28 protein-coding genes are annotated in these 21,128 nt (G+C 63.8%); 12 read left to right on the top strand and 16 right to left on the bottom strand.

Annotated features, from left to right (window positions below):
- The first annotated feature begins 348 nt into the window (after window positions 1-348).
- The 3 genes from ACIQTZ_RS11555 (at window position 349) to ACIQTZ_RS11545 (ending at window position 3,807) form a co-directional block, all read left to right on the top strand.
- A complete protein-coding gene (locus ACIQTZ_RS11555) occupies window positions 349-1,116 on the top strand; it encodes a DUF5134 domain-containing protein (protein WP_402980539.1) in 768 nt (255 codons plus the stop codon).
- 181 nt (window positions 1,117-1,297) lie between these two features.
- Window positions 1,298-2,785: a glyceraldehyde-3-phosphate dehydrogenase gene (locus ACIQTZ_RS11550; protein ID WP_402980536.1), complete on the top strand. Its 1,488-nt coding sequence runs from the start codon at window positions 1,298-1,300 to the stop codon at window positions 2,783-2,785.
- On the top strand, window positions 2,782-3,807 hold the full coding sequence (locus ACIQTZ_RS11545) for an ATP-dependent 6-phosphofructokinase (protein ID WP_402980533.1): 1,026 nt from the start codon (window positions 2,782-2,784) through the stop codon (window positions 3,805-3,807). The genes ACIQTZ_RS11550 and ACIQTZ_RS11545 overlap by 4 nt, the downstream gene beginning before the upstream one ends.
- Here the strand turns inward: ACIQTZ_RS11545 and ACIQTZ_RS11540 are convergent.
- The 9 genes from ACIQTZ_RS11540 to ACIQTZ_RS11500 all read right to left on the bottom strand — a co-directional run bounded on the left by ACIQTZ_RS11540 (window position 3,804) and on the right by ACIQTZ_RS11500 (window position 8,074).
- Window positions 3,804-4,124: a hypothetical protein gene (locus tag ACIQTZ_RS11540; RefSeq protein WP_397324091.1), complete on the bottom strand. Its 321-nt coding sequence runs from the start codon at window positions 4,122-4,124 to the stop codon at window positions 3,804-3,806. The two genes, ACIQTZ_RS11545 and ACIQTZ_RS11540, sit on opposite strands and share 4 nt — an antisense overlap.
- Window positions 4,121-4,723: an Asp23/Gls24 family envelope stress response protein gene (locus tag ACIQTZ_RS11535; protein WP_402980529.1), complete on the bottom strand. Its 603-nt coding sequence runs from the start codon at window positions 4,721-4,723 to the stop codon at window positions 4,121-4,123. The genes ACIQTZ_RS11540 and ACIQTZ_RS11535 overlap by 4 nt, the downstream gene beginning before the upstream one ends.
- Window positions 4,720-5,295: an RNA polymerase sigma factor gene (locus ACIQTZ_RS11530; RefSeq protein WP_402980526.1), complete on the bottom strand. Its 576-nt coding sequence runs from the start codon at window positions 5,293-5,295 to the stop codon at window positions 4,720-4,722. The genes ACIQTZ_RS11535 and ACIQTZ_RS11530 overlap by 4 nt, the downstream gene beginning before the upstream one ends.
- 63 nt (window positions 5,296-5,358) lie before the next feature.
- Window positions 5,359-5,964, bottom strand: coding sequence for a hypothetical protein (locus ACIQTZ_RS11525; RefSeq protein WP_402980523.1), 606 nt, complete (start codon window positions 5,962-5,964; stop codon window positions 5,359-5,361).
- Window positions 5,961-6,542, bottom strand: a complete 582-nt coding sequence (locus tag ACIQTZ_RS11520) for a hypothetical protein (RefSeq protein ID WP_402980520.1) — start codon at window positions 6,540-6,542, stop codon at window positions 5,961-5,963. The genes ACIQTZ_RS11525 and ACIQTZ_RS11520 overlap by 4 nt, the downstream gene beginning before the upstream one ends.
- On the bottom strand, window positions 6,539-6,898 hold the full coding sequence (locus tag ACIQTZ_RS11515) for a hypothetical protein (protein ID WP_402980517.1): 360 nt from the start codon (window positions 6,896-6,898) through the stop codon (window positions 6,539-6,541). Before ACIQTZ_RS11515 ends, ACIQTZ_RS11520 begins: the two co-directional genes overlap by 4 nt.
- Window positions 6,895-7,074 (bottom strand): hypothetical protein, encoded by a 180-nt coding sequence (locus ACIQTZ_RS11510; protein WP_402980514.1) that lies wholly within the window; start codon window positions 7,072-7,074, stop codon window positions 6,895-6,897. Before ACIQTZ_RS11510 ends, ACIQTZ_RS11515 begins: the two co-directional genes overlap by 4 nt.
- Window positions 7,071-7,544 carry an Asp23/Gls24 family envelope stress response protein gene (locus tag ACIQTZ_RS11505; protein ID WP_397324099.1) on the bottom strand — a complete coding sequence of 158 codons (474 nt, stop codon included), beginning with the start codon at window positions 7,542-7,544 and terminating at the stop codon, window positions 7,071-7,073. Before ACIQTZ_RS11505 ends, ACIQTZ_RS11510 begins: the two co-directional genes overlap by 4 nt.
- A 125-nt stretch (window positions 7,545-7,669) precedes the next feature.
- Window positions 7,670-8,074: a rhodanese-like domain-containing protein gene (locus ACIQTZ_RS11500; RefSeq protein ID WP_400335049.1), complete on the bottom strand. Its 405-nt coding sequence runs from the start codon at window positions 8,072-8,074 to the stop codon at window positions 7,670-7,672.
- Between the two features lie 289 nt (window positions 8,075-8,363).
- Here ACIQTZ_RS11500 and ACIQTZ_RS11495 point away from each other — a divergent pair, with 289 nt between their 5' ends.
- From ACIQTZ_RS11495 to ACIQTZ_RS11485, 3 genes are read left to right on the top strand one after another with little or no spacing between them, the layout of a single operon-like run.
- Window positions 8,364-8,729 (top strand): metal-sensitive transcriptional regulator, encoded by a 366-nt coding sequence (locus tag ACIQTZ_RS11495; protein ID WP_397324104.1) that lies wholly within the window; start codon window positions 8,364-8,366, stop codon window positions 8,727-8,729.
- A gap of 49 nt (window positions 8,730-8,778) precedes the next feature.
- On the top strand, window positions 8,779-9,012 hold the full coding sequence (locus ACIQTZ_RS11490; RefSeq protein WP_397324105.1) for a heavy-metal-associated domain-containing protein: 234 nt from the start codon (window positions 8,779-8,781) through the stop codon (window positions 9,010-9,012).
- An 8-nt stretch (window positions 9,013-9,020) separates the two neighbouring features.
- Entirely contained in the window at window positions 9,021-11,348 is a 2,328-nt protein-coding gene (locus ACIQTZ_RS11485; RefSeq protein WP_402980510.1) for a heavy metal translocating P-type ATPase, read from the top strand.
- Window positions 11,349-11,430: 82 nt separating this feature from the next.
- On the opposite strand, the gene ACIQTZ_RS11480 is transcribed toward ACIQTZ_RS11485, so the two are convergent.
- On the bottom strand, window positions 11,431-11,703 hold the full coding sequence (locus ACIQTZ_RS11480; RefSeq protein WP_397324107.1) for a DUF2277 domain-containing protein: 273 nt from the start codon (window positions 11,701-11,703) through the stop codon (window positions 11,431-11,433).
- Between the two features lie 157 nt (window positions 11,704-11,860).
- Between ACIQTZ_RS11480 and ACIQTZ_RS11475 the strand changes: the two genes are divergently transcribed.
- Window positions 11,861-12,124, top strand: a complete 264-nt coding sequence (locus ACIQTZ_RS11475) for a WXG100 family type VII secretion target (protein ID WP_397324108.1) — start codon at window positions 11,861-11,863, stop codon at window positions 12,122-12,124.
- Between the two features lie 118 nt (window positions 12,125-12,242).
- On the opposite strand, the gene ACIQTZ_RS11470 is transcribed toward ACIQTZ_RS11475, so the two are convergent.
- Window positions 12,243-13,277, bottom strand: coding sequence for an EamA family transporter (locus ACIQTZ_RS11470; protein ID WP_402980507.1), 1,035 nt, complete (start codon window positions 13,275-13,277; stop codon window positions 12,243-12,245).
- A 71-nt stretch (window positions 13,278-13,348) separates the two neighbouring features.
- Between ACIQTZ_RS11470 and ACIQTZ_RS11465 the strand changes: the two genes are divergently transcribed.
- Window positions 13,349-13,897, top strand: a complete 549-nt coding sequence (locus ACIQTZ_RS11465) for a CGNR zinc finger domain-containing protein (protein ID WP_402980504.1) — start codon at window positions 13,349-13,351, stop codon at window positions 13,895-13,897.
- 13 nt (window positions 13,898-13,910) lie between these two features.
- On the opposite strand, the gene ACIQTZ_RS11460 is transcribed toward ACIQTZ_RS11465, so the two are convergent.
- The 4 genes from ACIQTZ_RS11460 to ACIQTZ_RS11445 form a co-directional block, all read right to left on the bottom strand.
- Entirely contained in the window at window positions 13,911-14,351 is a 441-nt protein-coding gene (locus ACIQTZ_RS11460; protein WP_402980501.1) for a hypothetical protein, read from the bottom strand.
- 115 nt (window positions 14,352-14,466) lie between these two features.
- Window positions 14,467-14,814, bottom strand: coding sequence for a hypothetical protein (locus tag ACIQTZ_RS11455; RefSeq protein ID WP_397324113.1), 348 nt, complete (start codon window positions 14,812-14,814; stop codon window positions 14,467-14,469).
- A gap of 74 nt (window positions 14,815-14,888) precedes the next feature.
- Window positions 14,889-15,461: a hypothetical protein gene (locus ACIQTZ_RS11450; RefSeq protein ID WP_397324114.1), complete on the bottom strand. Its 573-nt coding sequence runs from the start codon at window positions 15,459-15,461 to the stop codon at window positions 14,889-14,891.
- A 9-nt stretch (window positions 15,462-15,470) separates the two neighbouring features.
- Entirely contained in the window at window positions 15,471-16,811 is a 1,341-nt protein-coding gene (locus ACIQTZ_RS11445) for an MATE family efflux transporter (protein WP_402980498.1), read from the bottom strand.
- A gap of 43 nt (window positions 16,812-16,854) precedes the next feature.
- Between ACIQTZ_RS11445 and ACIQTZ_RS11440 the strand changes: the two genes are divergently transcribed.
- The 3 genes from ACIQTZ_RS11440 to ACIQTZ_RS11430 all read left to right on the top strand — a co-directional run bounded on the left by ACIQTZ_RS11440 (window position 16,855) and on the right by ACIQTZ_RS11430 (window position 18,363).
- Window positions 16,855-17,445, top strand: a complete 591-nt coding sequence (locus ACIQTZ_RS11440) for an antibiotic biosynthesis monooxygenase (RefSeq protein WP_402980495.1) — start codon at window positions 16,855-16,857, stop codon at window positions 17,443-17,445.
- Window positions 17,446-17,448: 3 nt separating this feature from the next.
- Window positions 17,449-17,862, top strand: a complete 414-nt coding sequence (locus ACIQTZ_RS11435; protein WP_402980492.1) for a GNAT family N-acetyltransferase — start codon at window positions 17,449-17,451, stop codon at window positions 17,860-17,862.
- Between the two features lie 66 nt (window positions 17,863-17,928).
- Window positions 17,929-18,363, top strand: coding sequence for a DoxX family protein (locus ACIQTZ_RS11430; protein WP_400335026.1), 435 nt, complete (start codon window positions 17,929-17,931; stop codon window positions 18,361-18,363).
- Window positions 18,364-18,639: 276 nt separating this feature from the next.
- Here the strand turns inward: ACIQTZ_RS11430 and aztD are convergent, their stop codons facing one another.
- Entirely contained in the window at window positions 18,640-19,926 is a 1,287-nt protein-coding gene (aztD, locus tag ACIQTZ_RS11425; RefSeq protein WP_402980488.1) for a zinc metallochaperone AztD, read from the bottom strand.
- Between the two features lie 192 nt (window positions 19,927-20,118).
- Here aztD and ACIQTZ_RS11420 point away from each other — a divergent pair, with 192 nt between their 5' ends.
- Complete coding sequence (locus tag ACIQTZ_RS11420) at window positions 20,119-21,093, top strand: acyl-CoA thioesterase (RefSeq protein WP_402948529.1); 975 nt, start codon at window positions 20,119-20,121, stop codon at window positions 21,091-21,093.
- Window positions 21,094-21,128: the final 35 nt, after the last annotated feature.

The following is a 21,128-nucleotide window of genomic DNA, read 5'->3' as shown; positions in this document are numbered from 1 at the left end:
ACATCGGCTTCATGCTCGAACCCCACGGCTTCTTCAACCAAAACCCCACCCTCAACCTCCCCACCACCACCAGCACCACCCAAACAGGTGACAGCTGCTGCAAGACCGGAGAGTAAAGGGTCCCCGAAGAAGCCACTGTGACCCGCGGGAGCACCACAACAACGGTGCTCCCGCGGCCTCACAAGGGTCCAAAACCCGGGCCGGTGCAAACCTGCCTTCCACCCCGGTTCCCGGTGCGGCCTCCAGCAGTACCGGGAACCGAACCTTTCCCTAAAAAGACTTCGGTCCCCGGTGCTGTTGCTAGCCGCATCGGGGACCGAATCCACTTAACTTCGTATTGAGAGCGTGATGAGTGTGTTCGCTATCCCTGCCATGACCTGGGCGTTGACCGTGGTGCTGCTGGCCAGCGGAGCCTGGCACACCATCCAAACCCTCCGCCCCGCCCACACGGGCCGAGCGGGCCGCCCCCGCACCGACCCTGGCCGAGCGGGCCGAGGTACCCAACTGGGTCGCAGTAGTGCGCGTTTTCAGCACTCAAAACGCGCACAACTGCGACCCAGTTGGGCCGACCGGACCAACCAGGGCCTGCACGCCCTCATGCACCTGCTCATGGCAGCGATGCTCTGGAACGCCGCCCCCGCAACCACGCTCGCCCAAATCCTCATCCTGGCCGCCGCCGCGCTCTGGTTCACCATCCAAGCCGTCGCCCGCCCCCACTACCGCACCTTCTGCTCAGGCACCACCGGCCGGCTCAAATGCACCTACCACGCCGCCACCATGGCAGCAGCAGCCATCATGATCGCCATGATGACCAACCACACCACCACCAACACCCAGGCAACAACGGGCAGCACCCCGGCAGCAGCAGCCCACACCCACCACGCCACCACCACAGGAACCGGCACCGCGTCGGTCTTCCAGAACACCCCCGCCCTGGCCACCCTCCTCACCATCGCCTTCGCCGCAGCAGCCACCACCTTCCTCATCCTCCTCCTACGCCACCGCACCCAAACCACCCACACCCACCACCACCCCACAAACACCCGCACCGAACACGGCCTCGAAGCCGCCGGCGCCACCACCATGGCCCTCATGTTCGCCACCATGACCACCTAAACCACCACCACCCAAACCACCGGCCAGCACCACGCAGCGCCCACCCTAAAGAGTGGTTAAAACCATCCCGAATTAGCGTTTCCGGAACCTGGTCCGGGACGGACGATGGATGCTAAGCCCCTGAAGCATCCCGGAGGCTGGAAGCAAAACCTACCGACCCCTCTTCTGGAAAGGCAGTCCGATGCAAACCTCAGATACGTGTCTTGCAACGTGGATGGGCCGGGAGGCCCTTGCTGAAGCGATGATTCCGGTGATTGGCCGGCTCTACCGCGAAAACAACGTGGTGACCAGCATCCACGGCCGCAGCCTGGTGAACAAGTCCACCATGAGCATCCTCAAGGCCCACCGCTTTGCCCGCCGGATCAGCAAGGAAGAGCTCCTCCTCGAAGAGACTGCTCCCCTGCTCAATGCCCTTGCTGAATTGCAGCTCGGCTCGGCAGCCATAGACATCGCCCGCCTGAACCAGAAGTACAAGGAGAAGGGCAACGGAGCCTCCCTTGGGGACTTCCTTCGGACCGAACTGGCTGGAGTGGTCGGCAAGCGGGGCACCAACGCCGGCGCCAGCACCGACGTCGTACTTTATGGTTTTGGCCGCATTGGGCGTCTGCTGACGCGCATCCTTGTGGAGCAGGCCGGTGGCGGCCATGGCCTGCGGCTCCGTGCGATCGTTGTCCGCAAGGGCGCGGACAACGATCTCACCAAGCGCGCCAGCCTGCTTCGCCGCGACTCCGTCCACGGCTCTTTCGAAGGATCCATCAAGGTGGACACCGAGGCCAACACCATCACCGCCAACGGCGTCCGGATCCAGGTGATCTATTCGGACGATCCGGCCACCATCGACTACACCGCGTATGGCATCAAGGACGCGCTGGTCGTGGACAACACCGGTCGCTGGCGGGATGCCGAAGGGCTCTCGCAGCACCTGCTCAGCAAGGGCGCGGCCCGGGTCCTGCTGACCGCACCGGGCAAGGGCGATCTCAAGAACATCGTGCACGGCATCAACCACGGTGACATCACCGACCAGGACCGGATTGTCACCGCCGCATCCTGCACCACGAATGCCATCACCCCGATCCTGCAGGCGATCAACGACAAGTACGGTGTCATCCACGGACACGTGGAAACCGTGCACTCGTTCACCAATGACCAGAACCTCATTGACAACTTCCACAAGGGCGACCGTCGTGGCCGGTCTGCAGCCCTGAACATGGTGATCACCGAGACGGGCGCCGCCAAGGCCGTGGCCAAGGCTCTCCCCGAACTGCAGGGCAAGCTCACGGGCAGCTCCATCCGGGTTCCGACGCCTGACGTTTCCATGGCCATCCTGAACCTGAACCTTGAACGCGGCACCACCAAGGACGAGGTCAATACGTATCTGCGCGAGATGGCCCTCCATTCGGACCTGCGGCAGCAGATCGATTACATGGATTCGCCGGAAGTGGTCTCCACCGATTTTGTCGGCTCCCGCCACACGGGCATCGTCGATGGCCTGGCCACCATTTCCACTGACAAGAACCTGGTCCTCTACGTCTGGTACGACAACGAGTTCGGCTACAGCTGCCAGGTGGTACGTGTCATGGAGGAGATGGCGGGCGTGAACCGGCCGTCGTTCCCTGCGGCGAATGTGGTGGAAGAAGCCATGTCGGTGCTGGCGGCTGTGGGCTCATGAAGATTGGAATCCTGACCAGCGGTGGCGACTGCCCCGGATTGAATGCAGTGATCCGGGGCGCGGTCCTCAAGGGCATCGCCATCCAAGGGCACGAATTCGTGGGATTCCGCGACGGCTGGCGCGGTGTGGTGGAGGGGGATGTCATTGATATCCCCCGTGCCATGGTCCGGGGGATCGCCAAGCAAGGCGGCACCATCCTGGGCACCTCGCGCACCAATCCGTTCGAAAACGGCGGCGGACCGGATGTCATTAAGGCCCACATGGAGCGGCTGGGCATCGACGCGATCATCGCGATCGGCGGCGAGGGCACCCTCGCGGCAGCAAAGCGCCTCACGGACGCCGGACTGAAGATCGTTGGCGTGCCCAAGACCGTGGACAACGATCTCGACGCCACCGATTACAGCTTTGGTTTCGATACCGCCGTGCACATCGCCACAGAAGCCATGGACCGGCTGCGGACCACCGGCGAGTCCCACCACCGCTGCATGATCGCGGAGGTCATGGGCCGCCACGTCGGCTGGATCGCCCTGCACGCAGGCATGGCCGCTGGCGCGCATGCCATCCTGATTCCCGAGCAGAAGGTCAGCGTGGAGCAGATCGGCCAATGGGTCAAGGAGGCCCGCGCCCGTGGCCGCGCACCGCTGGTGGTGGTGGCCGAGGGCTTCGTACCCGACCATCTTGAAACCCCGCACTCGGAGCGCGGGCTGGACACGTTCGGCCGTCCCCGGATGGGCGGCATCGCGGACCAGCTCGCCCCGGAGATCGAGGCCCTGACCGGGATCGAAACCAGGACCACCATCCTGGGCCACATCCAGCGCGGCGGCGTCCCCTCCGCGTTCGACCGCGTCCTGGCCACCCGTTTGGGCATGGCCGCCGTGCATTCCGTAGTGGAAGGCCGCTGGGGATCCATGGTCGCCTTGAAGGGCACGGACATCCGCCAGGTTGGCTTCGATGAGGCCCTCGGCAAACTCAAGGTGGTGCCTCAGCACCGCTATGAGGAGGCTGCGGTGCTGTTCGGCTAGCCCTCGATCTTCACCACGGAAACCTCGACGACGGCAGCTGGCTCCTGGAGGCAGCTCCTGATTGCTTCGGCTACTTTCCGGGCCACGGCCGGAGCGGGGTGGCTCGCCCCAACACCGATACGTACTTTGACGGAGACCCCGTCCGGATTCTCCGAAAGGCCCACCAAGGGCTGGGCCTCCCCCGTCACTGCCTGGATGGCAGCACCGGCAAGTGATTGCCACAACGGCCGTGCGGGGAAGAGCGCGCTGACGCCATCCACAGCCTGGACAACCTGCGTCAGTTCCTCGGCGAGCGCACGTGCCACTGGTTCCGTCATGACTGCTCCTCGCGCGGGTTCCCGAAATCCGGGCCTGGGTCCAGGACGTCCGTGATGGTCACGTCGATCCCGGTGATGTTCATTTCGGTCTGCGTCCGCAGAGTCTCTGCCAGGGCTTCGCGGACCTGGGTTGCCCGTTCCTCCAGGTGGTGGCCGTACACCACCGCGATGTCCACGGTGACGGTGATTCCGGCCCCCGTATCCGTGACGTCGCCCAGGAGGTGGCACTTCCCTGCGGCCGTGCCCGGGATGGCGTCCACTACAGAGCGGATGAGTGCGGTCACCGCACCTTCTGTCTCCGACAGGACATCCGCCGGGTTGTCCGAAGGCATGGGGATGGTCCGGCCAGGCCGAAGCTCCAGGCGCAGGTTGGACAAGATGGACTGCATCCAGTCGTCGGTGCCAGAGCCTGCCTCGGCTATGTCCGCATGCACCAGTTCTCCTGCGAAGCCGGAAAGGCGGCGGAGGGTGGCCAAACCTGCTTGGCATTCCGGGCACGTCTCCAGGTGTCCTGGATCGCTGAAAGCGCCTGTGTCCAGGTAGGCGCTCAGCTCCGCCAGGGAATGGCCGCATTCCAGGGTGTCGGGGGACGTGTTCATCGCCATTCCTCCATTCTGCGTGCAAGGGTGACGCGTGCCCGGGCGAGCCGGCCACGGACGCTGGCAGGGCTGATGTTCAAGGTCTCGGCGATCTCCTCGTAGCTTTGGTCGTTGAACTCCTTGAGCACCCAACATCGCCGTTGTTCCTCGGGCAAGGCGGCGAGGGCTGCTTTCAGGGCTTCCACCCCGGAACCGTTGAGAGCTGCCGGTTCCGGGTCCTGCGGGGTGAGCCGGGGTGCCTGGGGCTCCGACGTTTCCAAGGGTGCGTGGTTCCTGCGCTTGCGCAGGTAGTCCACGCCTCGACTGCCCACGATCCTGAGCAGCCAACTCCTCACCGTGGACGGGTCCCGCAGGTTTTCCAGTTGCTTCCATGCCTGGACCAACGATTCCTGGACCACGTCGTCAGCATCGGCCCAGGATCCGGTCAGTCGGCGGGCGCTGGCGCGCATCAGTGGTCCATGCCTGCGGGCCAAGGCCTCAAAAGCTGCCGTGTCACCATCGGCGGCCCGACCGGCAAGAATGGCGTCCGGAACCAGGTCCAACGGATGCTGGGCCCGTTGTGCGTCTGTCACGCAACTCCTTCCCTCCCTGGCTTCCGCGAAGCCCGGGGAGGCTTCGCGATAACCCTTGAAACGTCATGTGGTCCGCCGGCTTTTGGCCAGGCTGCTCCTGTTACCGTTGGTGATTCGCACCAGCACCGGCATCGGATGGCCCCTCCAGGCGTCGATTTCCTTGACCAACTCCTCGGCTGTGTCCGCCAGTTCCCGCGGAGATGCTCCTTGCCGGGCTTCGATCGCCAACCGCAGCATGGTTCCACGCCGCGATTCCCAAGCCGTTACCGACGTTGTGAGAACTTGCCTGTGGTCCGCGAGTGCTTCCTGGACTGCGAGCGAAACCAGGCCGGAGTCAATGACCGTGGTTCCGTCAATACCGTCCGATTGCCTGCCCATCACCGGGGTATGTCCACCGCCTTGGCGCGAAATCCATGCCAAGCACAGAGCGGCGCAGAAGAGCAGCGCTGCGATCCCTGCCACCAGCCACCAACTACGGAGAGGTCCGGCCAGCGGCGCGGACTCCAGGAGCTGGCGTGCCTGCTCGGTGGCGCGGGTGCCCGTTGAGGTCCACGTGGTTGCAGCAGAGGGCAATTGGCCTGCCGCGAAAACCGCCGCTCCCAGAATCACCAGGAGCAGCCCCAGAACGCCCAGGACCAACCTGTTCAGTGCCCTGTTCGTGTTCCTCATTGGCCAACCACCCCTTCGTCCACTATGCGCACCGATGACGAAACCCGCCGCTTCAGTCCCAAGGCGGCCAGTTCGCCGTCGACCGCTGCTTTCAGTACCTCCGCTTCGAGTGGAACGCCCGACGTCGGACGCACCACCACCCGCACTGAACGGGCGCCTACGGTGGTGGTCACCTGTCCTGGCGCGAGTCCCGCTTCCAGCCGGCACCGCCGGGACAAAGCCGCCGCAATGAGTTGGTCGTCGACGACGATGGCGCTGCGGTCGCTGTCGAGGGACCTCCGGGCTTTCCGCCCGGGGGCTGCAGCAGCGACCAGGACCAGCACGCCCAGCAGTGAAACCCCAACCCCGGACGCCCCCAAGGCGCCCGGGATGGTTGTTGCGGGGAGCTGGACCAACCAGTCCCCCACCCGGGGAGGATCAGCCAGCAAGGGCCGGTCCTTCAGAATCCACAGGACCGTTTCTGCCGCGGCCCAGAGAAACGCCAGCGCGAGCAGCGTTGCCACGACGATGGAGACCAGCGCCCTGGATGAATGGGTTTCCCTGCGCAGCACCCTCTTGATGGTTCGGACGTGACTCATTGAACCCTTCCTTCCGGCCTCGGGGCACGCTTGGCAGCCGTGAGCCTGATGTCCACCCTGCCCAGCCGCATCCCGGTGAGGGCGAAGCCCCGAACCGCGATGGCCGTCCGTGCGCGCTGGGCCTGCTCGAAGACCGTGGGACCTCCCTGCAGGGACCGAAGCGGTGGCGGTGCCAACTTCACTGTCACTTTCACGCCCAAGAGGCCGCGGTCATCCTCCAGTTCCGCGCCCACAGCACTGGGGCTGACGTGGAATGCCTGTGCCGTAACGGCCTCCAGGGTTTTGCGGAGTGCCGCGTGGGTGATCCTGGTGTGGCCTGCGCGTACGCCGGTCACAGTCCCGGTCCCGCCGCTCATGATGAGGAGCGTTTGCCGCGCAGCGCGTCCAGTACTCCGGCGAGGTCAAGCCTTCCCTCCGCCGCCCTGCCCACGGCAGCGCCCACTGCCATGAACAGGGCCGTGACCAGGCCGAAGGACAAGGCCACCACTGCCAGGACGGCGCCGGCCGCCAGGCCGGTTACCGTGGGGCTCACGCGACCCTCGGCTCATGGTCGGCGCCATCCGAGTCGTCGTCGCTCGGCACGTGGATGTCCGTAATGGTGACGTTGACCTCGGTGACTTCCATGCCCACCAGGTCCTCGATTGCGGTGTATACGGCGTCCCGCGCGTTGTCCGCCACTTCCTGGAGGGGGTGCGGGTATTCCACAACAAGTGTGACGTCTACTGCCACTTGCGTTTGGCCGACCTCGACGCTGACGCCCTGCGTCAGGTCCTTCTGGCCGACCTTCTCGCGCAGAGTGCCGATCGCACGGGCTGCGCCGCCACCCAGGGCGTGGACGCCGTCGATCTCCTGGATGGCGATGCCTGCGATCTTGGCTACTACGCCGTCAGCAACGGTGGTGAGCCCGCGGCCGTCCTTGCCTTTGAACTGGGGTGCTTTGGCAGCGGACTCCTTGCCGTTCTTGGCGGGGACGTCTGCCGGGGTGTGCGTCTGGATGGTCATGGCACTTCACTCCTCGTGTTCGTGGGCGCCTGTTTGCGCCGTTACAAGGAAGACGAGACTGGGGACCGGATCCTCACGCTCAGATTTATGTGATGTGCATCACTATTAATGCACGACGGCGATACTCACCCGGCATGGGCCGTCACCAAGGGATCGGGGTACTCCGCGCGAAGGCCGGCCGCCGTTTCCACGGGGAGTCCGTTCCTGATCCAGTACTCGATGCCGCCGATCATTTCCTTCACCGAATATCCCAACTCCGCGAAGGCGAGCGCTGCGAACGTGCTGCCGTTGCACCCCGGCCCCCAGGAGTACACCACCACCCGCGACCCGGGCGGGACCAGGCGGCCTGCGAGCTCGGGAATCTGTGCGGTTGGAAGATGTACCGCTCCGGGAATATGTCCGTGGTCCCACGATGACTGCCGGCGGGTGTCCACCACCACCAGGGAGCCCGGCTCGGCGTCGGCCACGTCCATGACGTCGATTTCGAGTTCCAACTTGGCCCGGAAGTACGCCGCCGGATCAGCGCTCATGATGCGCCCACCCTCGATGCCGTCCGGACAGCCGCCCGTCCTCCACCCTGTCCCGGCGATGCGCTCAGGGCATCCTTGCCTTCAGTAGCCACTAAGTTTCCTATCCCGCTCTGGCGTATTGTTCGGCTCCGTAGCCGCGCTTCCAGCCTCGCACACCAGGCGCCGCCGCCACGCCCGCAGCGAGTCCAGGCATTCGGTCCGGATGGTGGCGTGGACCCATTGCCGGAGATCACAGAGATACCCCCTGGGGGTACTTGCGATATACCCCCTATGGGTATAGTTTGGGTTCATGAGCACGGTAGACCTGAACCACGGGAACCCGAATCTGCCGACCGTCGAGGTTGAGCTGGAGACGGCAACTCCGCACGGCTATACCAGCAACAAAGACGCCTACCTCCGCCGCCTCAAACGGATTGAAGGCCAAGTCCGTGGCATTGCCCGGATGGTCGAGGAGGACAAGTACTGCATCGACATCCTCACGCAGGTGGCTGCTGCCACCAAGGCGCTGCACGCGGTGAGCCTGGGCCTCGTCGAAGAGCACATCGGCCACTGCGTCGTCGGTGCCGCCTCCGAGCCGGATCCGGATGCACGCGCCGAACAGATCGACGCCAAAGTGAAGGAGGCCACCGATGCCATCGGGCGCCTGTTGCGGTAACCCCTCAAGCACACACCACGCCATTCAACTCACCACCAAGGAGCGCATCATGAGCCAAACCATCACCACCAACGTCAACGTTTCGGGCATGACGTGCGGGCATTGCATCTCCAGCGTGAGTGAAGAACTGGAGGCCCTCAGCGGCGTCGAAGAGGTCTCGGTAGACCTCAACCCCGGTGGCCTGTCCACCGTGACCATCACCTCCACCAGCGAACTCTCGCCGTCTGAAATTGGCGAAGCTGTCGCAGAAGCCGGCTACGTGGTGGTAGCCAACGAAGCCTAGGAGTTCCTTTGACCAACCAGGAGATCTTCAACCAACCCGAAACCCGGGTGGTTGAACTCGACATCGAGGGCATGACCTGTGCCTCATGTGTCAATCGAGTGGAACGGAAACTCGGCAAGCTTGAGGGCGTCGAGGCCACCGTCAACCTTCCCCTGGAATCAGCCCATGTCACCGTCCCGTCGACCGTCACGGATCAACAACTCGTAGACACTGTCAACGCCACGGGCTACAAGGCCACCGTCCGCCAACCCCCTGCCCCGCATGCCCATCACCACACCGGGCACCCGGATGACGGCGCCAGCGAGTCCTCGCACGCCGAACACGAAACCCATGCCGAACACGAGAACCACATGGACCATGGGCCTGCCGCCTCGATTCTGCGGCCGCGCCTGTACTTGGCAGCCATCCTTACGGTCCCCGTTTTCGCCATCTCGATGATTCCCGCCCTCCAGTTCCCCAACTGGGGCTGGGTGGCTGCCGCGCTGGCGTTGCCGGTGGTGAGCTGGGCTGCGTGGCCGTTCCATAAAGCAGCAGCCATCAATGCACGGCATGTCGCATCCACCATGGACACGCTGGTCTCCATCGGCGTGATCGCGGCCTACGCCTACTCTGCCTGGCAGTTGGTGGCAGATCCACGGATGACCGAGCATCCCGGCATGGAAGGCATGTCCGGCGGGCTCTACTTCGAAGTCGCCGCTGTGGTCACCACGTTCCTTCTCTTGGGCCGCTACCTCGAGGCGAATGCGAAGGCGAAGGCCGGGAACGCCCTGAAGGCCCTGCTGAACCTCGGCGCGAAGGACGCCACTGTCCTGGTGGACGGACGGGAGCAGAAGATACCTGCCGACCAGCTGTTGGTTGACGACGTCTTTGTCGTCCGCCCGGGGGAGAAGATCGCCACCGACGGCATGGTCACGGACGGCGCCTCCGCCGTCGATGCTTCCCTTGTCACCGGGGAGTCAGTACCTGTGGAGGTGGGCCCCGGCAGCAAAGTAACCGGCGCAACCATCAACACCTCCGGCCGCCTGCTCGTGCGCGCCACCCGTGTTGGCGCAGACACCACGCTTGCCCAGATGGGTCGCTTGGTCAGCCAAGCCCAGACCGGCAAGGCACCCATCGCCCGGCTGGCTGACCGGATCAGCGCGGTCTTCGTGCCAATCGTCCTGCTCATCGCGTTCATCACCTTCGTGCTGTGGCTGTTCTTCTCCGGCGACCTCAATGCATCGTTCACGGCAGCAGTGGCCGTTCTGGTGATCGCCTGCCCCTGTGCGCTCGGCCTGGCCACACCCGTAGGACTGCTCACGGGCACCGGTCGCGGCGCGCAGCTCGGCATCCTGATCAAGGGTCCGCAGGTCCTCGAGGACACACGGCACGTCGATACCATCCTCTTGGACAAGACCGGCACGGTCACCAGCGGCAAACTCGCCGTGGACCACACGGCGGCACTCAACGGACATGACTCACAGGATGTCCTCACTCTTGCCGGCGCCGTCGAGGCCGCGTCTGAGCACCCCATCGCCCACGCCATTGCGGGGGCGGCGATGGATGCATTGCCCGACGCCGTCAACCTGCCATCCGTGGCCAACTTCAGCTCGGCACCGGGCGGCGGAGTCCGGGGTACGGTCGCGCTGCACGGCACAGTCATGACCGTCGTGGTGGGTCGTTCCGGTTGGCTTGAGGAAAACGGAGTAACCCTGGAGGCCTCGCACAGGGAAGCGCTCAGGGAACAGGAAAATGGCGGATCGACAGCCATCTGGGTTGCCGTCGACGGACGGCCTGCTGGAATCGTCAGCTTGCGCGACACTATCAAGCCCGGTTCGACCGATGCCATCAGGAAGCTGAAGGAACTCGGCATTCGCCCTATGCTCCTGACGGGAGACAATGCCGCCGTCGCCGCCCAAGTGGCTGCCGCCGTCGGAATTTCATCTGAGGACGTCTTCGCCGGAGTCTTGCCCGAAGGCAAGGTTGACGCGGTACGGAAGCTGCAGGAGAAAGGCGCGACTGTTGCCATGGCGGGCGATGGCGTCAATGACGCAGCTGCCCTGGCGCAATCCGATCTCGGGATTGCCATGGGGTCGGGCACGGACGTAGCCATCGAAGCCTCGGACCTGACCGTGATGGGTAGCGACTTGAACCAACTGGTCCAAGCGATCGAGCTGTCCCGCAAGACGCTGTCCACCATCAAGACCAACTTGTTCTGGGCCTTCTTCTACAACGCGATCGGAATCCCGGTGGCCGCACTGGGACTCCTGAACCCGATGATCGCGGGCGCGGCGATGGCTGCGAGCTCGGTGCTGGTTGTCGCCAACTCGCTGAGGCTCCGGTCCTTCGGCAAGTAACCCCAACTTACTGTCGGTTGTTGTTGTTCTGAGCCCCAGAACAACGACAACTGCCAGCTACTTGGAGATACCAATGCTTGAACTAGGCCGTTCCGAACCGCACGGCCGACCTTGCCCGGGCCTTGGCGGCTTCCTCTTCACGGTTCTTCGCCGGAGCATGGCTCACCAGCGAATCGAGCAAGTGTTGCGTGATGTGGGCGATCTCGTGGACCGCCTCCGCGAAAGCTTCCTCATTGGCCTTGGATGGCTTGGTGGCTCCGCTGATCTTGCGCACGTACTGCAGCGCGGCGGCCTCCACTTCGGCGGACGTGGCACGGGGTTCGAAGTTATGAAGGGTCCTGATATTGCGGCACATAACCCCATGCTAACTATGGGCAGTCCTCCATGGGGAGGGGTGCCCATCGACGGTCCTTGGATTCCCGGGATAGGTTTTAGTCATGGATCTTCCGGATGAGCCGGAGGCCGCTGGGGATGCCGAAGAGCTCGGGTCCGAAAAAAGAAGGAGATATCTCATGGCTATTTGGGGTGCAGACGTTGATCAGCTTCGCCAGCTCGGTAACAAGCTGAAGGCCGGTGCCGAGACCATCGAGCAGCAGCGCTCTCAGCTGAAGGGTGCCCTGGACGGCACCGACTGGAAGGGCCCGGACGCTGACAAGTTCCGCAGCGAGTGGGACAGCCACCACGCTTCCAGCCTCAAGAAGGTTGCTGACGCTCTTCGCGACGCCGGTTCACGCGCTACGAAGAACGCTGAGCAGCAGCAGCAGGCTTCCAACTAAGACAGTTGGAAAAGGCCCGGACGCTACGGCGTCCGGGCCTTTCGCCTTTAACTCCGCTGTGGGCCCGCTTTGCGTCCCATCCCCCAAAAATGGAACGCAGAGCGGGTCCTACACCGCGTCAGTTGCGGCGCACCTCGGCGACCGGCCCCGAAGGGACTGGTTCGACGTCGTTCGCGTGATCCAAAACCCGGGCGGCAGCGGCATCCGCACTTCGCCGGTCGCCGCGCAGTTCGTCGACGCGCACCAGGACCACGCCCCCGACGATCAGCACGCCACCCATCAACTGGATCGGGCCGGGCAACTCTCCGAGCAGCAGCCAGGCCCACAGGACGGCGAACAACACTTCGGTCAGCGAAACGAACGAGGCCACCTTGGATCCGAGACTTCGCGCGGCCATGATGCCCGAAACGTAGGCGAGGACCGTCGCCAGGATGATCAGCCCGGCAGCCGAAACCCACCACGGCGTTGTCCATGGCCCCAGCGACGTGTTGGCCGTGCTGAACGTCATCGGCAACAGGCCTATGGCGCCAACCAACCACATGACGGCTGCGCCAACCACCAAGCCACCGGAGGCGAGGACGAGTGGCGGGAGGGTGTCGTTCTCTTTGGCCGTAATGAAAAAGTAGATCACCAAGCACACGGCCGCAGCCATTCCCCAGAGCACGCCGATGAAGTCCACTTTGACTGAGCCAGTCAGGTCCAGAACCAGCACCAGACCGCCCAATGACAGCAAAGCGCCAAGGGAAGTCAGTGCCCGTGGCCTGCGGCGGCTTGAGATCCACAGCCACAACACGATCATCACCGGCGCCAGGTACTCCAGCAGCAACGCGACACCCACGGACAACCGCGCCACCGCGTTGAAGTAGAAGAGCTGGCAGCCGGCTACGCCAATGAGGCCGAAGAGCAGGATAGTGAGCCAGTTGTCCTTAAGTTGGTGCCAGCGCCCGCGAAGAACCACGACGGCGGGAATCGCCAAGATGAGCGCGGCACCAGTCAGGCGCACGGCAACCGCCGCACCCGGTGACCACCCGGTTTCGAGCATCGACTTCGCAAACGCGCCGGAAGTACCGAAGACTGCCGAGGAAATCACGGCGATGCCGAGTCCCGATGCCAGGAATCCTTTTGCATCAGCCATCGTCTTTGTTGCTGACACAGCAGCCTCCTGTCAGGAGTAAAGTGGGCTTATGGTCATGACAGTACCCCCGAATGATGTAAGGAGTCAAAGTGCTTTTTGCGCCTGACACCGAGGTGGCGCTCCGCAGCGTCGTCAATCTGATCAACACCGCGGCCAATGGCGACGAATCGTTGGCAACCATGGACGAGCTCGACGCTTTCCTCGACACCGAGGGATTTTCAGGCTCGCGGACCAAGACCGCCGCAGAACTGCGCAGCGTCAAGCGGCTGCGCAGCGAACTGGCCGCCTTGTGGACCGCCGACGAGGACACCGCTGCGAAGTCCGTGAACAAGCTCCTCGCCGACGCAAAGGCACTCCCCCAACTGGCCAAGCACGACCAATGGGATTGGCACCTCCACGCCACCACGCCCGAAGCTCCGCTGGCCGACCGCATGGGCACGGAAGCCGCCATGGCCATCATCGACGTGATCCGCAGCAAGGAAATGGACCGGATGCGCGTGTGTGCCGCGGAAGACTGCGACGCCGTGGTCCTGGACCTCAGCCGCAACCGCTCCAAGCTCTATTGCGACACCGGCAACTGCGCCAACCGTACGCACGTGGCAGCGTACCGGGCCAGGAAAGCCGCCGAAGGCGAGTAGGCAGTCGCCCCCACTAACCTTCCGGCCAGATGACCCGCTCCCCGGCAACCAAAGACATGTCCCCTAGCTCAACATCCCCGCCGGGCACGAGCGTATACGGCTGATAGAGTCCCAAGCCAAGCCCCTCGGCGTGCTCAGTAGCGATGTACACAGCGTCGGAGTCTTGCTCGCGCAGCCGCACGTCGGAAACCACCACTGCCGCACGAATGCTGTCTCGCTGGGCCGCCAGCGCCTCATAGCTTTCCGCGATGACATCGTTGGATTGCGGCTGCTCCTCCATGCTCGACTCGGTCGCGATGAATATCGGCTCACCATCAACGCCAATCGCAATGCTGAAGGGAAAGAACTCGCCGTACTTGGTCAGGCATTGCTCCGCGAATGGCAGAGCCAAATTGAGCAATTGGTCCAGATCGTCCTGTGCCGCCTGCGATACCGAATCCCGCCAAGAAGCCATTATTCCCCCAAAGTAGACACCACGGTTCGGACCACACTACCCCAGGGCCCACCCCGCACCGTGGCTGATCACAAACAAAAAGCGCTCCCCCACCCAGGTGGAGAAGCGCTGGAAGCTAGTGGCCGCCGTCGTGCTTTTCAGGCTCGTCAGGCGAGTCCGGCGACGCGTGTCCTCCGTGCGGACGCTTGGAACTGAGGTTGACGCCGGAGCCCTTTCCGAGGTGTTCGGCATTTTCCTTGTAGCTCATGGACAGCATGGCCGCGACCACGAGGCTCACGATGAACGCGATACCCGCGCCGGTAAAAGCGAGATCGAAGCGGGGCGTGTGCGCGCTGCCGCCGGAAGCGAAAATCAGCACGGCAATAAAGGCCAGGACGGCAAAGAATGCGGAGAAAACGAGCGGTCCCTTGACCGAGGTCCGCATCTTGCGCGGTTCTCCTGGTGTCTGGTCTGCCACGGTCATTCCTCCAATGATGGCGGGCCTGTTCGGCTCCCCGCCGGTTGCAAAAGTTCTACAACGAGTAGAACGTCCAACTACTAGTTTACGGCCTCGGGCGAAGCGCCCGGCACAGACGCCGGTGAAGCGGTCCGGGCATCGTGGCGCAAGGTCAGGCCGGACAGGATCCACAACACGCCGGTAATGATGGCCCCGCCGCCGGCAACGCCCAGCAGGGCGTGCGCGCCAAGCGAAATGAAGAACGGCAGCGCGATCGCCGTACCCACAGCGATCACCCCGGAAATGAGCCAATCCCGGGCGAGCCCGTCCCGCTTCATCACACCGCGGGTCAGTTCGGAAGCGCCGAGGACGAGCAATGCCACAATCGCCGAGAGCGCCACTCCGGCGTCCGATTGGGTCACCAGCGCGGCAACTCCTGCCAGCGCGATCACCACCGGAACAAACACAGGCAACGCGCGCCACATCCACACGGCCGCAGCGGTCGCAACGAGATAGAGGCCCGCGGCCCAGGCAAGAACCTCAACCGAGGGGCTGCTCCAGAATGCCGTGACCACCCCAAACACGAGCGCCACAGCAGCACGGATCAGCACGGGTTTCCAGGGATCGGCCACGGCGGCAGAAGGAGTCTGGGCGGAATCAGCTGGGAGAGTCACGCATACAGTTTAGTGCGAACCCAGCACCATCCACCGATCGGTGCGGGCGCGCAGCCCCAGCGTCACCCCGCGCGCCAGCATGTAGCCCAGCGCAAACGCGAGCCACAACCACACCAGCCCCGCCGCGCCGCCGGGTCTGGCCACGTGGACGGCCGCCAAGAGCGGCAGGTAGACGGCGAGATTTACGACGCCGGCGATCGCCAAGTAGCGTGCGTCGCCGGCGCCGATGAGGACTCCGTCCAGGACGAATACGTAACCGGCCAGCGGCTGGCCGACCGCCAACACCCAGAGGGCGACGGTCAGTGCGTGGTGCACACCGGTGTCAGACGTGAAAATGTAGCCGGCCCACGGAGCCGCCACGGCGAGGAGGACTCCCGTGATGACGCCAAACCCCAGGCCCCACCGGACCATGGTGCGGGTCAGTTCGCGGGCCCGCCCCGCATTCCTGGCACCGAGCTCCTTACCGATCAAAGCCTGGGCCGCAATGGCCAGCGCATCCAAGGCGAAGGCGAGGAAAGAGAAAATGGTCATGGCCAACTGGTGTGCGGCCAGGTTCACGGCGCCTTGTGCGGTGACCACCACAACGGTCGCCAGGATGGCCAACCGCAGGCTGAGTGTCCTGAGCATGAGCCACGAACCCACCTTGGTCATGGCCCGGATCCCGTGCCAGTCCGGCTTGAGCGAAACGCCATGGCTCCGCGCATTGCGGCTGACCATCACCAGATACACGGCGGCCATGGCCCATTGCGCAATGCTGGTACCGATCGCTGAACCGGCCACGGACAAGTGCAGGCCGTACACAAGGAACCAATTCAGGGCGATGTTGAGGGCAAATCCTGCGGTGGCCACCAGCAACGGGGTCCGGGTATCCTGCAGGCCCCTGAGGACTCCCGTGCCGGCAAAGATCAAGAGCATCGCAGCCAACCCGGGCATGGACCAACGGAGGTAATCCACGGCGAAGCCCTGCACGTCACCGCTTGCGCCCATGAAGCCAACCAGCGGCTCGGCGAAGACAAAGCCAAGGACGGCGAGGGCCACGCCCAACAGGAGAGCCAGCCACACGCCGTCGCGCCCGGCTGCCAAAGCCTTGCCAAGTTTGCCGTCGCCGATGGCGCGGGCGACTGCTGGCGTCGTCGAGTATGCCAGGAAGACCATCAACCCAACTGCGGTGTGCAGGACGGTTGACGCGAGCCCCACGCCAGCGAGCTGGTCCACGCCAAGGTGCCCCACGATCGCCGAGTCGGCCAGCAGGAACAGTGGCTCGGCAATGAGCGCACCGAAGGCGGGCACGGCGAGCCGCAGAATCTCGCGGGCGTTCGAACGGGCGGGGGCGGTTGTGGTTTCAGGCACTAAACAAGGGTAGTCCGACTACTTGCGGGGTATGTTTGGGGCCGTGTCACACGAGCAACCCATCACAGTTTCCGTTGCCCGCACCATCCTCCCCGGTTACATCCGACAGGCCAATGCCTGGGCCCATGCCGGCCAGGAACTCGCCCGCGAATGGCCGGGCTACTTGGGCTCAGGATGGGTCCGCAATGGCGCCGGTTCCCACGAATGGCACATGCTTTACCGTTTCGCGGATGCCGAGTCGCTCCGGGGCTGGGAGCAGTCCGAGGAGCGACGGTGGTGGATCGACAGCGCCAGGGACATGATGGAAACCACCCGCGTGGAACGGCATACCGGCATCGAAGGCTGGTTTTCGCAGCCGGGCGACGTTTCGGTGGTGGTTCCGGAAACGGTGGTTCCGCCCCGGTGGAAGCAAGCTGTGAGCATCTTCCTGCCCTTCTTTCCGCTGAGCCTCCTGGCCAACTTCCTGCTCCATCCCTTGACGCAGGAGTGGCCGCTGGTGCTGCAGGTTCTTCTGAACATCGTGATCCTGATGCCACTCATGACGTACGTCTTCCTGCCGATCACCACTCGGCTCCTGCAGCCTTGGTTGCAGAAGCCGCACGCGAGAAGGCCGCTTCGACGCGAGGAAAACTAACCCATGGCTTTCGTACTTTCCACCGACAAACTGCGGGTCGATCGCGAGTGGCTCTGTTCAGAGCTATCCACGAGCGTGTATTGGGCGCGGTGGCGTACGCGCGCCGATATTGAGGCCCAACTGGACAGTGCTTGGCGAATCGTCGGCGCCTACGACGCAACCACTGGCGCAATGCTGGGTTTCGCGCGGGCATTCTCCGACGGCGTTGCCTTGGCGTATCTGGCTGACGTGTATGTTCACGAATCAGTTCGAGGACAGTCGATCGGCAAGGCCATCGTGCGAGAAATGATCGACGGCGGACCAGGCGCCACTTTTCGTTGGATGCTGCACACCGGCGACGCACATGGCCTCTACGAGAAGTTCGGCTTTTCTGAGCCAGACGGACGTTATTTGGAGCGACGGGAACGTCGCCTCTAGCGAGAGAAGAGTCACTCTTCGCAGTAATTAGTTGACTCTTCAACTTATCTTCGGAAGGGTGGAAGCATGAACAAGTCCACCTTGACCACCACAGCCCTGACCATCCTGCGCGTCATTGCAGGATTCCTCTTCGCAGCGCACGGTTGGCAGAAGTTCAACGAATTCACCATTGCCGGTACGCAAGCCTCGTTCGCCCAGATGGGAGTCCCGGGCGCGTCCGTCGTCGCCCCGATCGTCGCCACACTCGAACTCGTGGGCGGAATCGCCCTCATCCTGGGCCTGCTGACGCGCGTGTTCGGCGCCCTCCTTGCCGTCGACATGCTCGGCGCCCTGTTCCTGGTACATGCTCCGGCAGGCATATTCGCGGCCAACGGCGGATACGAGCTCGTTCTCCTCTTCGCTGGCGCCGCGCTGGCGTTGGCTTTGGCCGGCGCCGGCCGGATCTCCGCGGACAACGCACTCTTCGCACGCGAGGGATCCAAACTCCGCGTCCTCGCCTAAACCCCCTCAACGCTCTCTCACCAAACACCCCCAAAACACCCAACGCTCTCTCACCAAACACCCCCAAAACACCCAACGCTCTCTCACCAAACACCCCCAAACCCTCAACGCTCTCTCGCTTTCTTGAAGGGAGTGACAGAGCATCGGGAAATTGGGGTCCACAGGTGAGAGAGCGTTGGGATTTAAGGGGCGGTACGTGAGAGAGCGTTGGGATTTAAGGGGCGGTACGAGAGAGAGCGTTGGGATTTAAGGGGTGGTACGTGAGAGAGCGTTGGGTTAGCCTTCGACGCCGGTCAGTTCGTTCGGCACGTGCTCAAGCTGCACCGACTTCCCCACCTCACCCGTTTTCAGGTCCACCGCATGAATGGTGCGGGTTGCAGGCTCGGTGACGAACGCCGTCGAACCCTGCACGAACAGCGTGGGCCGCGGGTCCTGCCATGTCTCCGACTCCTCCCAAGCGGACACCACAGGTATGGCCTTCTCCACCATGCCCGTCAGCGGATCAATGATGCGGAGGCTGCCGTCTGTGCCCAAGACCAAGGCTTCACCCGAGGGACCACGACCCAAAGACCGGAACGAATAGCTGGTTCCAAGGTCCACCAACTGCAGCTTGGCCGTCTCCGTGTTGACGAGCGAAATCCGCGTGGGACGCTCCAGCTTGGCGGCCTTGTCCACCTTATAGTCACCCAGGATCACGGGCGATTTCTCCGAGCCCGCCTGGTTCCCCATGCGTCCATAGGCATCCGGGCTGGCAACCTTCGTGATGGCCCCATCCTTGTAGATCAGCATTCCATTGGTGCAACCCACCACCACCGCCTCACCGGCAGCCACGGCCTCACCATGCACGCCCGGGCAGTCTTCGTTGCGTACCACTTCCTGCCGGTCCTGCCCCTTCCCCGCAGAAAGCACGGCGATTCCCGTGCGGCTTTCCTCGTTGCCCAAGGTCACCAGAAGTTTGCCGTCCTCAAGTTCCACGGCCACCCCATGATGGGCTTCCGGCGTCGTATAAACGTCGGTGGCGGGGAGCGCATTGGCCTTGGCGAGATCGGTGGAGGCGAAGCTTTCCACCTTGCCGGAACCGTCGCTGAACAGGACGGTTTTGCCTGCATGCCGGACCACGTGCCCGGCCTTGTTGGCCTCAAAGGCAAGCTCAGTCAACCGGGGATCGGCCGCATACGAGTGGCTATGGTCCCCATGCGGTTCGGTCCACGCGCCGACGTCGAAGACCCGGAAGGCATCGCCAGTGGAGACAAGCACGTGGCGACCATCCCCCGCCGGATTGACCCGGTTGAAGCCATCAAGCTGAGTCCCGGCCCCAACGGGCTCAAGCGTCTTCGCATCAAGGGCTGCCAGGCCGCCGTCGTACGTGTACACGAGGCGGGGCGTTGGTGCGCCTGCCTCCTTGGTGGAAGCCGTACTCGGCGACGGATTGGATGCGGCCTGGTTTCCGGGCGCTGCACACGCGCTCAGCAAAAGGGCGGAAAGCCCGACGGCGGCAAGCGCCCGGGTGGGCCGGCGGGGGCTCCGCGGGGACAGGGAAAATGAGGGTGCTTTTTGTGACATGGCTTAAATGATATTGATTCTCATTTATAGGGCAAAATGAGCTGTCACAGTCGACGGCTGCCACTCACCGGTGGAAGACGCCCGACACAAGAGGTGATCCAGCGAATCGGCGGATTGGCGCGTCTGGCCCACGCGACAACAGGGCAGCGACTTACGCACGTAACAGAAACATGGCGCCAGTAAACTGCCAGCATGAGCGAGTCCCCCGCGAATTCAGTGACCCTCCGCTTCCTCGCAGCCCCCATGGACGTGGGCCACAGCGGATCCGTCGATGCCGGCACGGTGCTGGAATGGGTGGACAAAGCCGCCTACGCCGCGGCTGTGGGCTGGGCAAAGTCCTACTGCGTCACGGCATACGTGGGCAACATCCATTTCGCGGATCCCGTGAACAGCGGAGACATGGTTGAGGTCACCTCCACCATCGTCTACACGGGCCGTTCATCGATGCACATCCATACAGTGGTGAGTTCCCGCGACCCCAAGGGTGGGCCGGAGACCATGCACAGCCAATGCATGGTGATCTTCGTAGCTGTCGGATCGGACGGGAAGCCCATCCCTGTTCCCCAATTCGAGCCCTCCTCTCCGGAAGAGGTGGAGGCCCGTGAACATGCACTCGCGCGCATTGAAGTGCGCGAGCAGATCGTCAACGCCATGAACGCTCAGGAATATACCGACGCCGGCACCGCCGAGCGAGTCACGCTGCGTTTCATGGCGTCCCCCACGGACGTCAACTGGGGCGGCAAGGTCCACGGCGGCATCGTGATGAAGTGGATCGATGAAGCGGCCTACGTCTGCGCCTCCCGCTATTGCGGCAAGGACACAGTGGCAGTGTTCTCCGGCGGTGTCCGCTTCTACCGGCCTCTGCTGATCGGCCACGTGGTGGAGGTGGAAGCCCGCCTCGTCTACACGGGTGCCAAAGGTATGCACATCGCCGTACATGTCCGGTCCGGTGACCCGAAAACGCGTGAAATGAACCTGACCACCTACTGCCTCACCGTAATGGTTGCCCGGGACGAGACCGGGACGGCGGTTCCCATCCCTGCCTGGGTGCCGGTGTCCGATGAGGACAAGCAGCTTCACGCGCACGCCCGGGAGCTCCTTGAGATTCGCGGACGCGCGCCTGGAAACAGGCTGCCAGACCACCTGTTGAAGGCCGCCGGCCACTGATCCTGCCGGCTTTGCCGGAAATCTTCCCAGTTCTC

It is taken from the genome of Paenarthrobacter sp. NPDC090520, assembly GCF_044769205.1.
In the GTDB taxonomy this organism is placed as follows: domain Bacteria; phylum Actinomycetota; class Actinomycetes; order Actinomycetales; family Micrococcaceae; genus Arthrobacter.
The sequence above is the reverse complement of the archived record's forward strand: the minus strand, read 5'-3'. Positions and strand labels throughout refer to the sequence as shown.

What these genes read in the sequence shown, in the direction of transcription:
- ACIQTZ_RS11420 (WP_402948529.1), top strand. Translation starts at nt 20,119, where the DNA reads ATGAGCGAGTCCCCCGCGAATTCAGTGACCCTCCGCTTCCTCGCAGCC.
- ACIQTZ_RS11515 (WP_402980517.1), bottom strand. Translation starts at nt 6,898, where the DNA reads ATGAGCGGCGGGACCGGGACTGTGACCGGCGTACGCGCAGGCCACACC.
- ACIQTZ_RS11545 (WP_402980533.1), top strand. Translation starts at nt 2,782, where the DNA reads ATGAAGATTGGAATCCTGACCAGCGGTGGCGACTGCCCCGGATTGAAT.
- ACIQTZ_RS11490 (WP_397324105.1), top strand. Translation starts at nt 8,779, where the DNA reads ATGAGCCAAACCATCACCACCAACGTCAACGTTTCGGGCATGACGTGC.
- ACIQTZ_RS11520 (WP_402980520.1), bottom strand. Translation starts at nt 6,542, where the DNA reads ATGAGTCACGTCCGAACCATCAAGAGGGTGCTGCGCAGGGAAACCCAT.
- ACIQTZ_RS11495 (WP_397324104.1), top strand. Translation starts at nt 8,364, where the DNA reads ATGAGCACGGTAGACCTGAACCACGGGAACCCGAATCTGCCGACCGTC.
- ACIQTZ_RS11535 (WP_402980529.1), bottom strand. Translation starts at nt 4,723, where the DNA reads ATGAACACGTCCCCCGACACCCTGGAATGCGGCCATTCCCTGGCGGAG.
- ACIQTZ_RS11460 (WP_402980501.1), bottom strand. Translation starts at nt 14,351, where the DNA reads ATGGCTTCTTGGCGGGATTCGGTATCGCAGGCGGCACAGGACGATCTG.
- ACIQTZ_RS11475 (WP_397324108.1), top strand. Translation starts at nt 11,861, where the DNA reads ATGGCTATTTGGGGTGCAGACGTTGATCAGCTTCGCCAGCTCGGTAAC.
- ACIQTZ_RS11540 (WP_397324091.1), bottom strand. Translation starts at nt 4,124, where the DNA reads ATGACGGAACCAGTGGCACGTGCGCTCGCCGAGGAACTGACGCAGGTT.
- ACIQTZ_RS11555 (WP_402980539.1), top strand. Translation starts at nt 349, where the DNA reads ATGAGTGTGTTCGCTATCCCTGCCATGACCTGGGCGTTGACCGTGGTG.
- ACIQTZ_RS11550 (WP_402980536.1), top strand. Translation starts at nt 1,298, where the DNA reads ATGCAAACCTCAGATACGTGTCTTGCAACGTGGATGGGCCGGGAGGCC.
- ACIQTZ_RS11480 (WP_397324107.1), bottom strand. Translation starts at nt 11,703, where the DNA reads ATGTGCCGCAATATCAGGACCCTTCATAACTTCGAACCCCGTGCCACG.
- ACIQTZ_RS11435 (WP_402980492.1), top strand. Translation starts at nt 17,449, where the DNA reads ATGGCTTTCGTACTTTCCACCGACAAACTGCGGGTCGATCGCGAGTGG.
- ACIQTZ_RS11525 (WP_402980523.1), bottom strand. Translation starts at nt 5,964, where the DNA reads ATGAGGAACACGAACAGGGCACTGAACAGGTTGGTCCTGGGCGTTCTG.
- ACIQTZ_RS11500 (WP_400335049.1), bottom strand. Translation starts at nt 8,074, where the DNA reads ATGAGCGCTGATCCGGCGGCGTACTTCCGGGCCAAGTTGGAACTCGAA.
- ACIQTZ_RS11505 (WP_397324099.1), bottom strand. Translation starts at nt 7,544, where the DNA reads ATGACCATCCAGACGCACACCCCGGCAGACGTCCCCGCCAAGAACGGC.
- aztD (WP_402980488.1), bottom strand. Translation starts at nt 19,926, where the DNA reads ATGTCACAAAAAGCACCCTCATTTTCCCTGTCCCCGCGGAGCCCCCGC.
- ACIQTZ_RS11455 (WP_397324113.1), bottom strand. Translation starts at nt 14,814, where the DNA reads ATGACCGTGGCAGACCAGACACCAGGAGAACCGCGCAAGATGCGGACC.
- ACIQTZ_RS11430 (WP_400335026.1), top strand. Translation starts at nt 17,929, where the DNA reads ATGAACAAGTCCACCTTGACCACCACAGCCCTGACCATCCTGCGCGTC.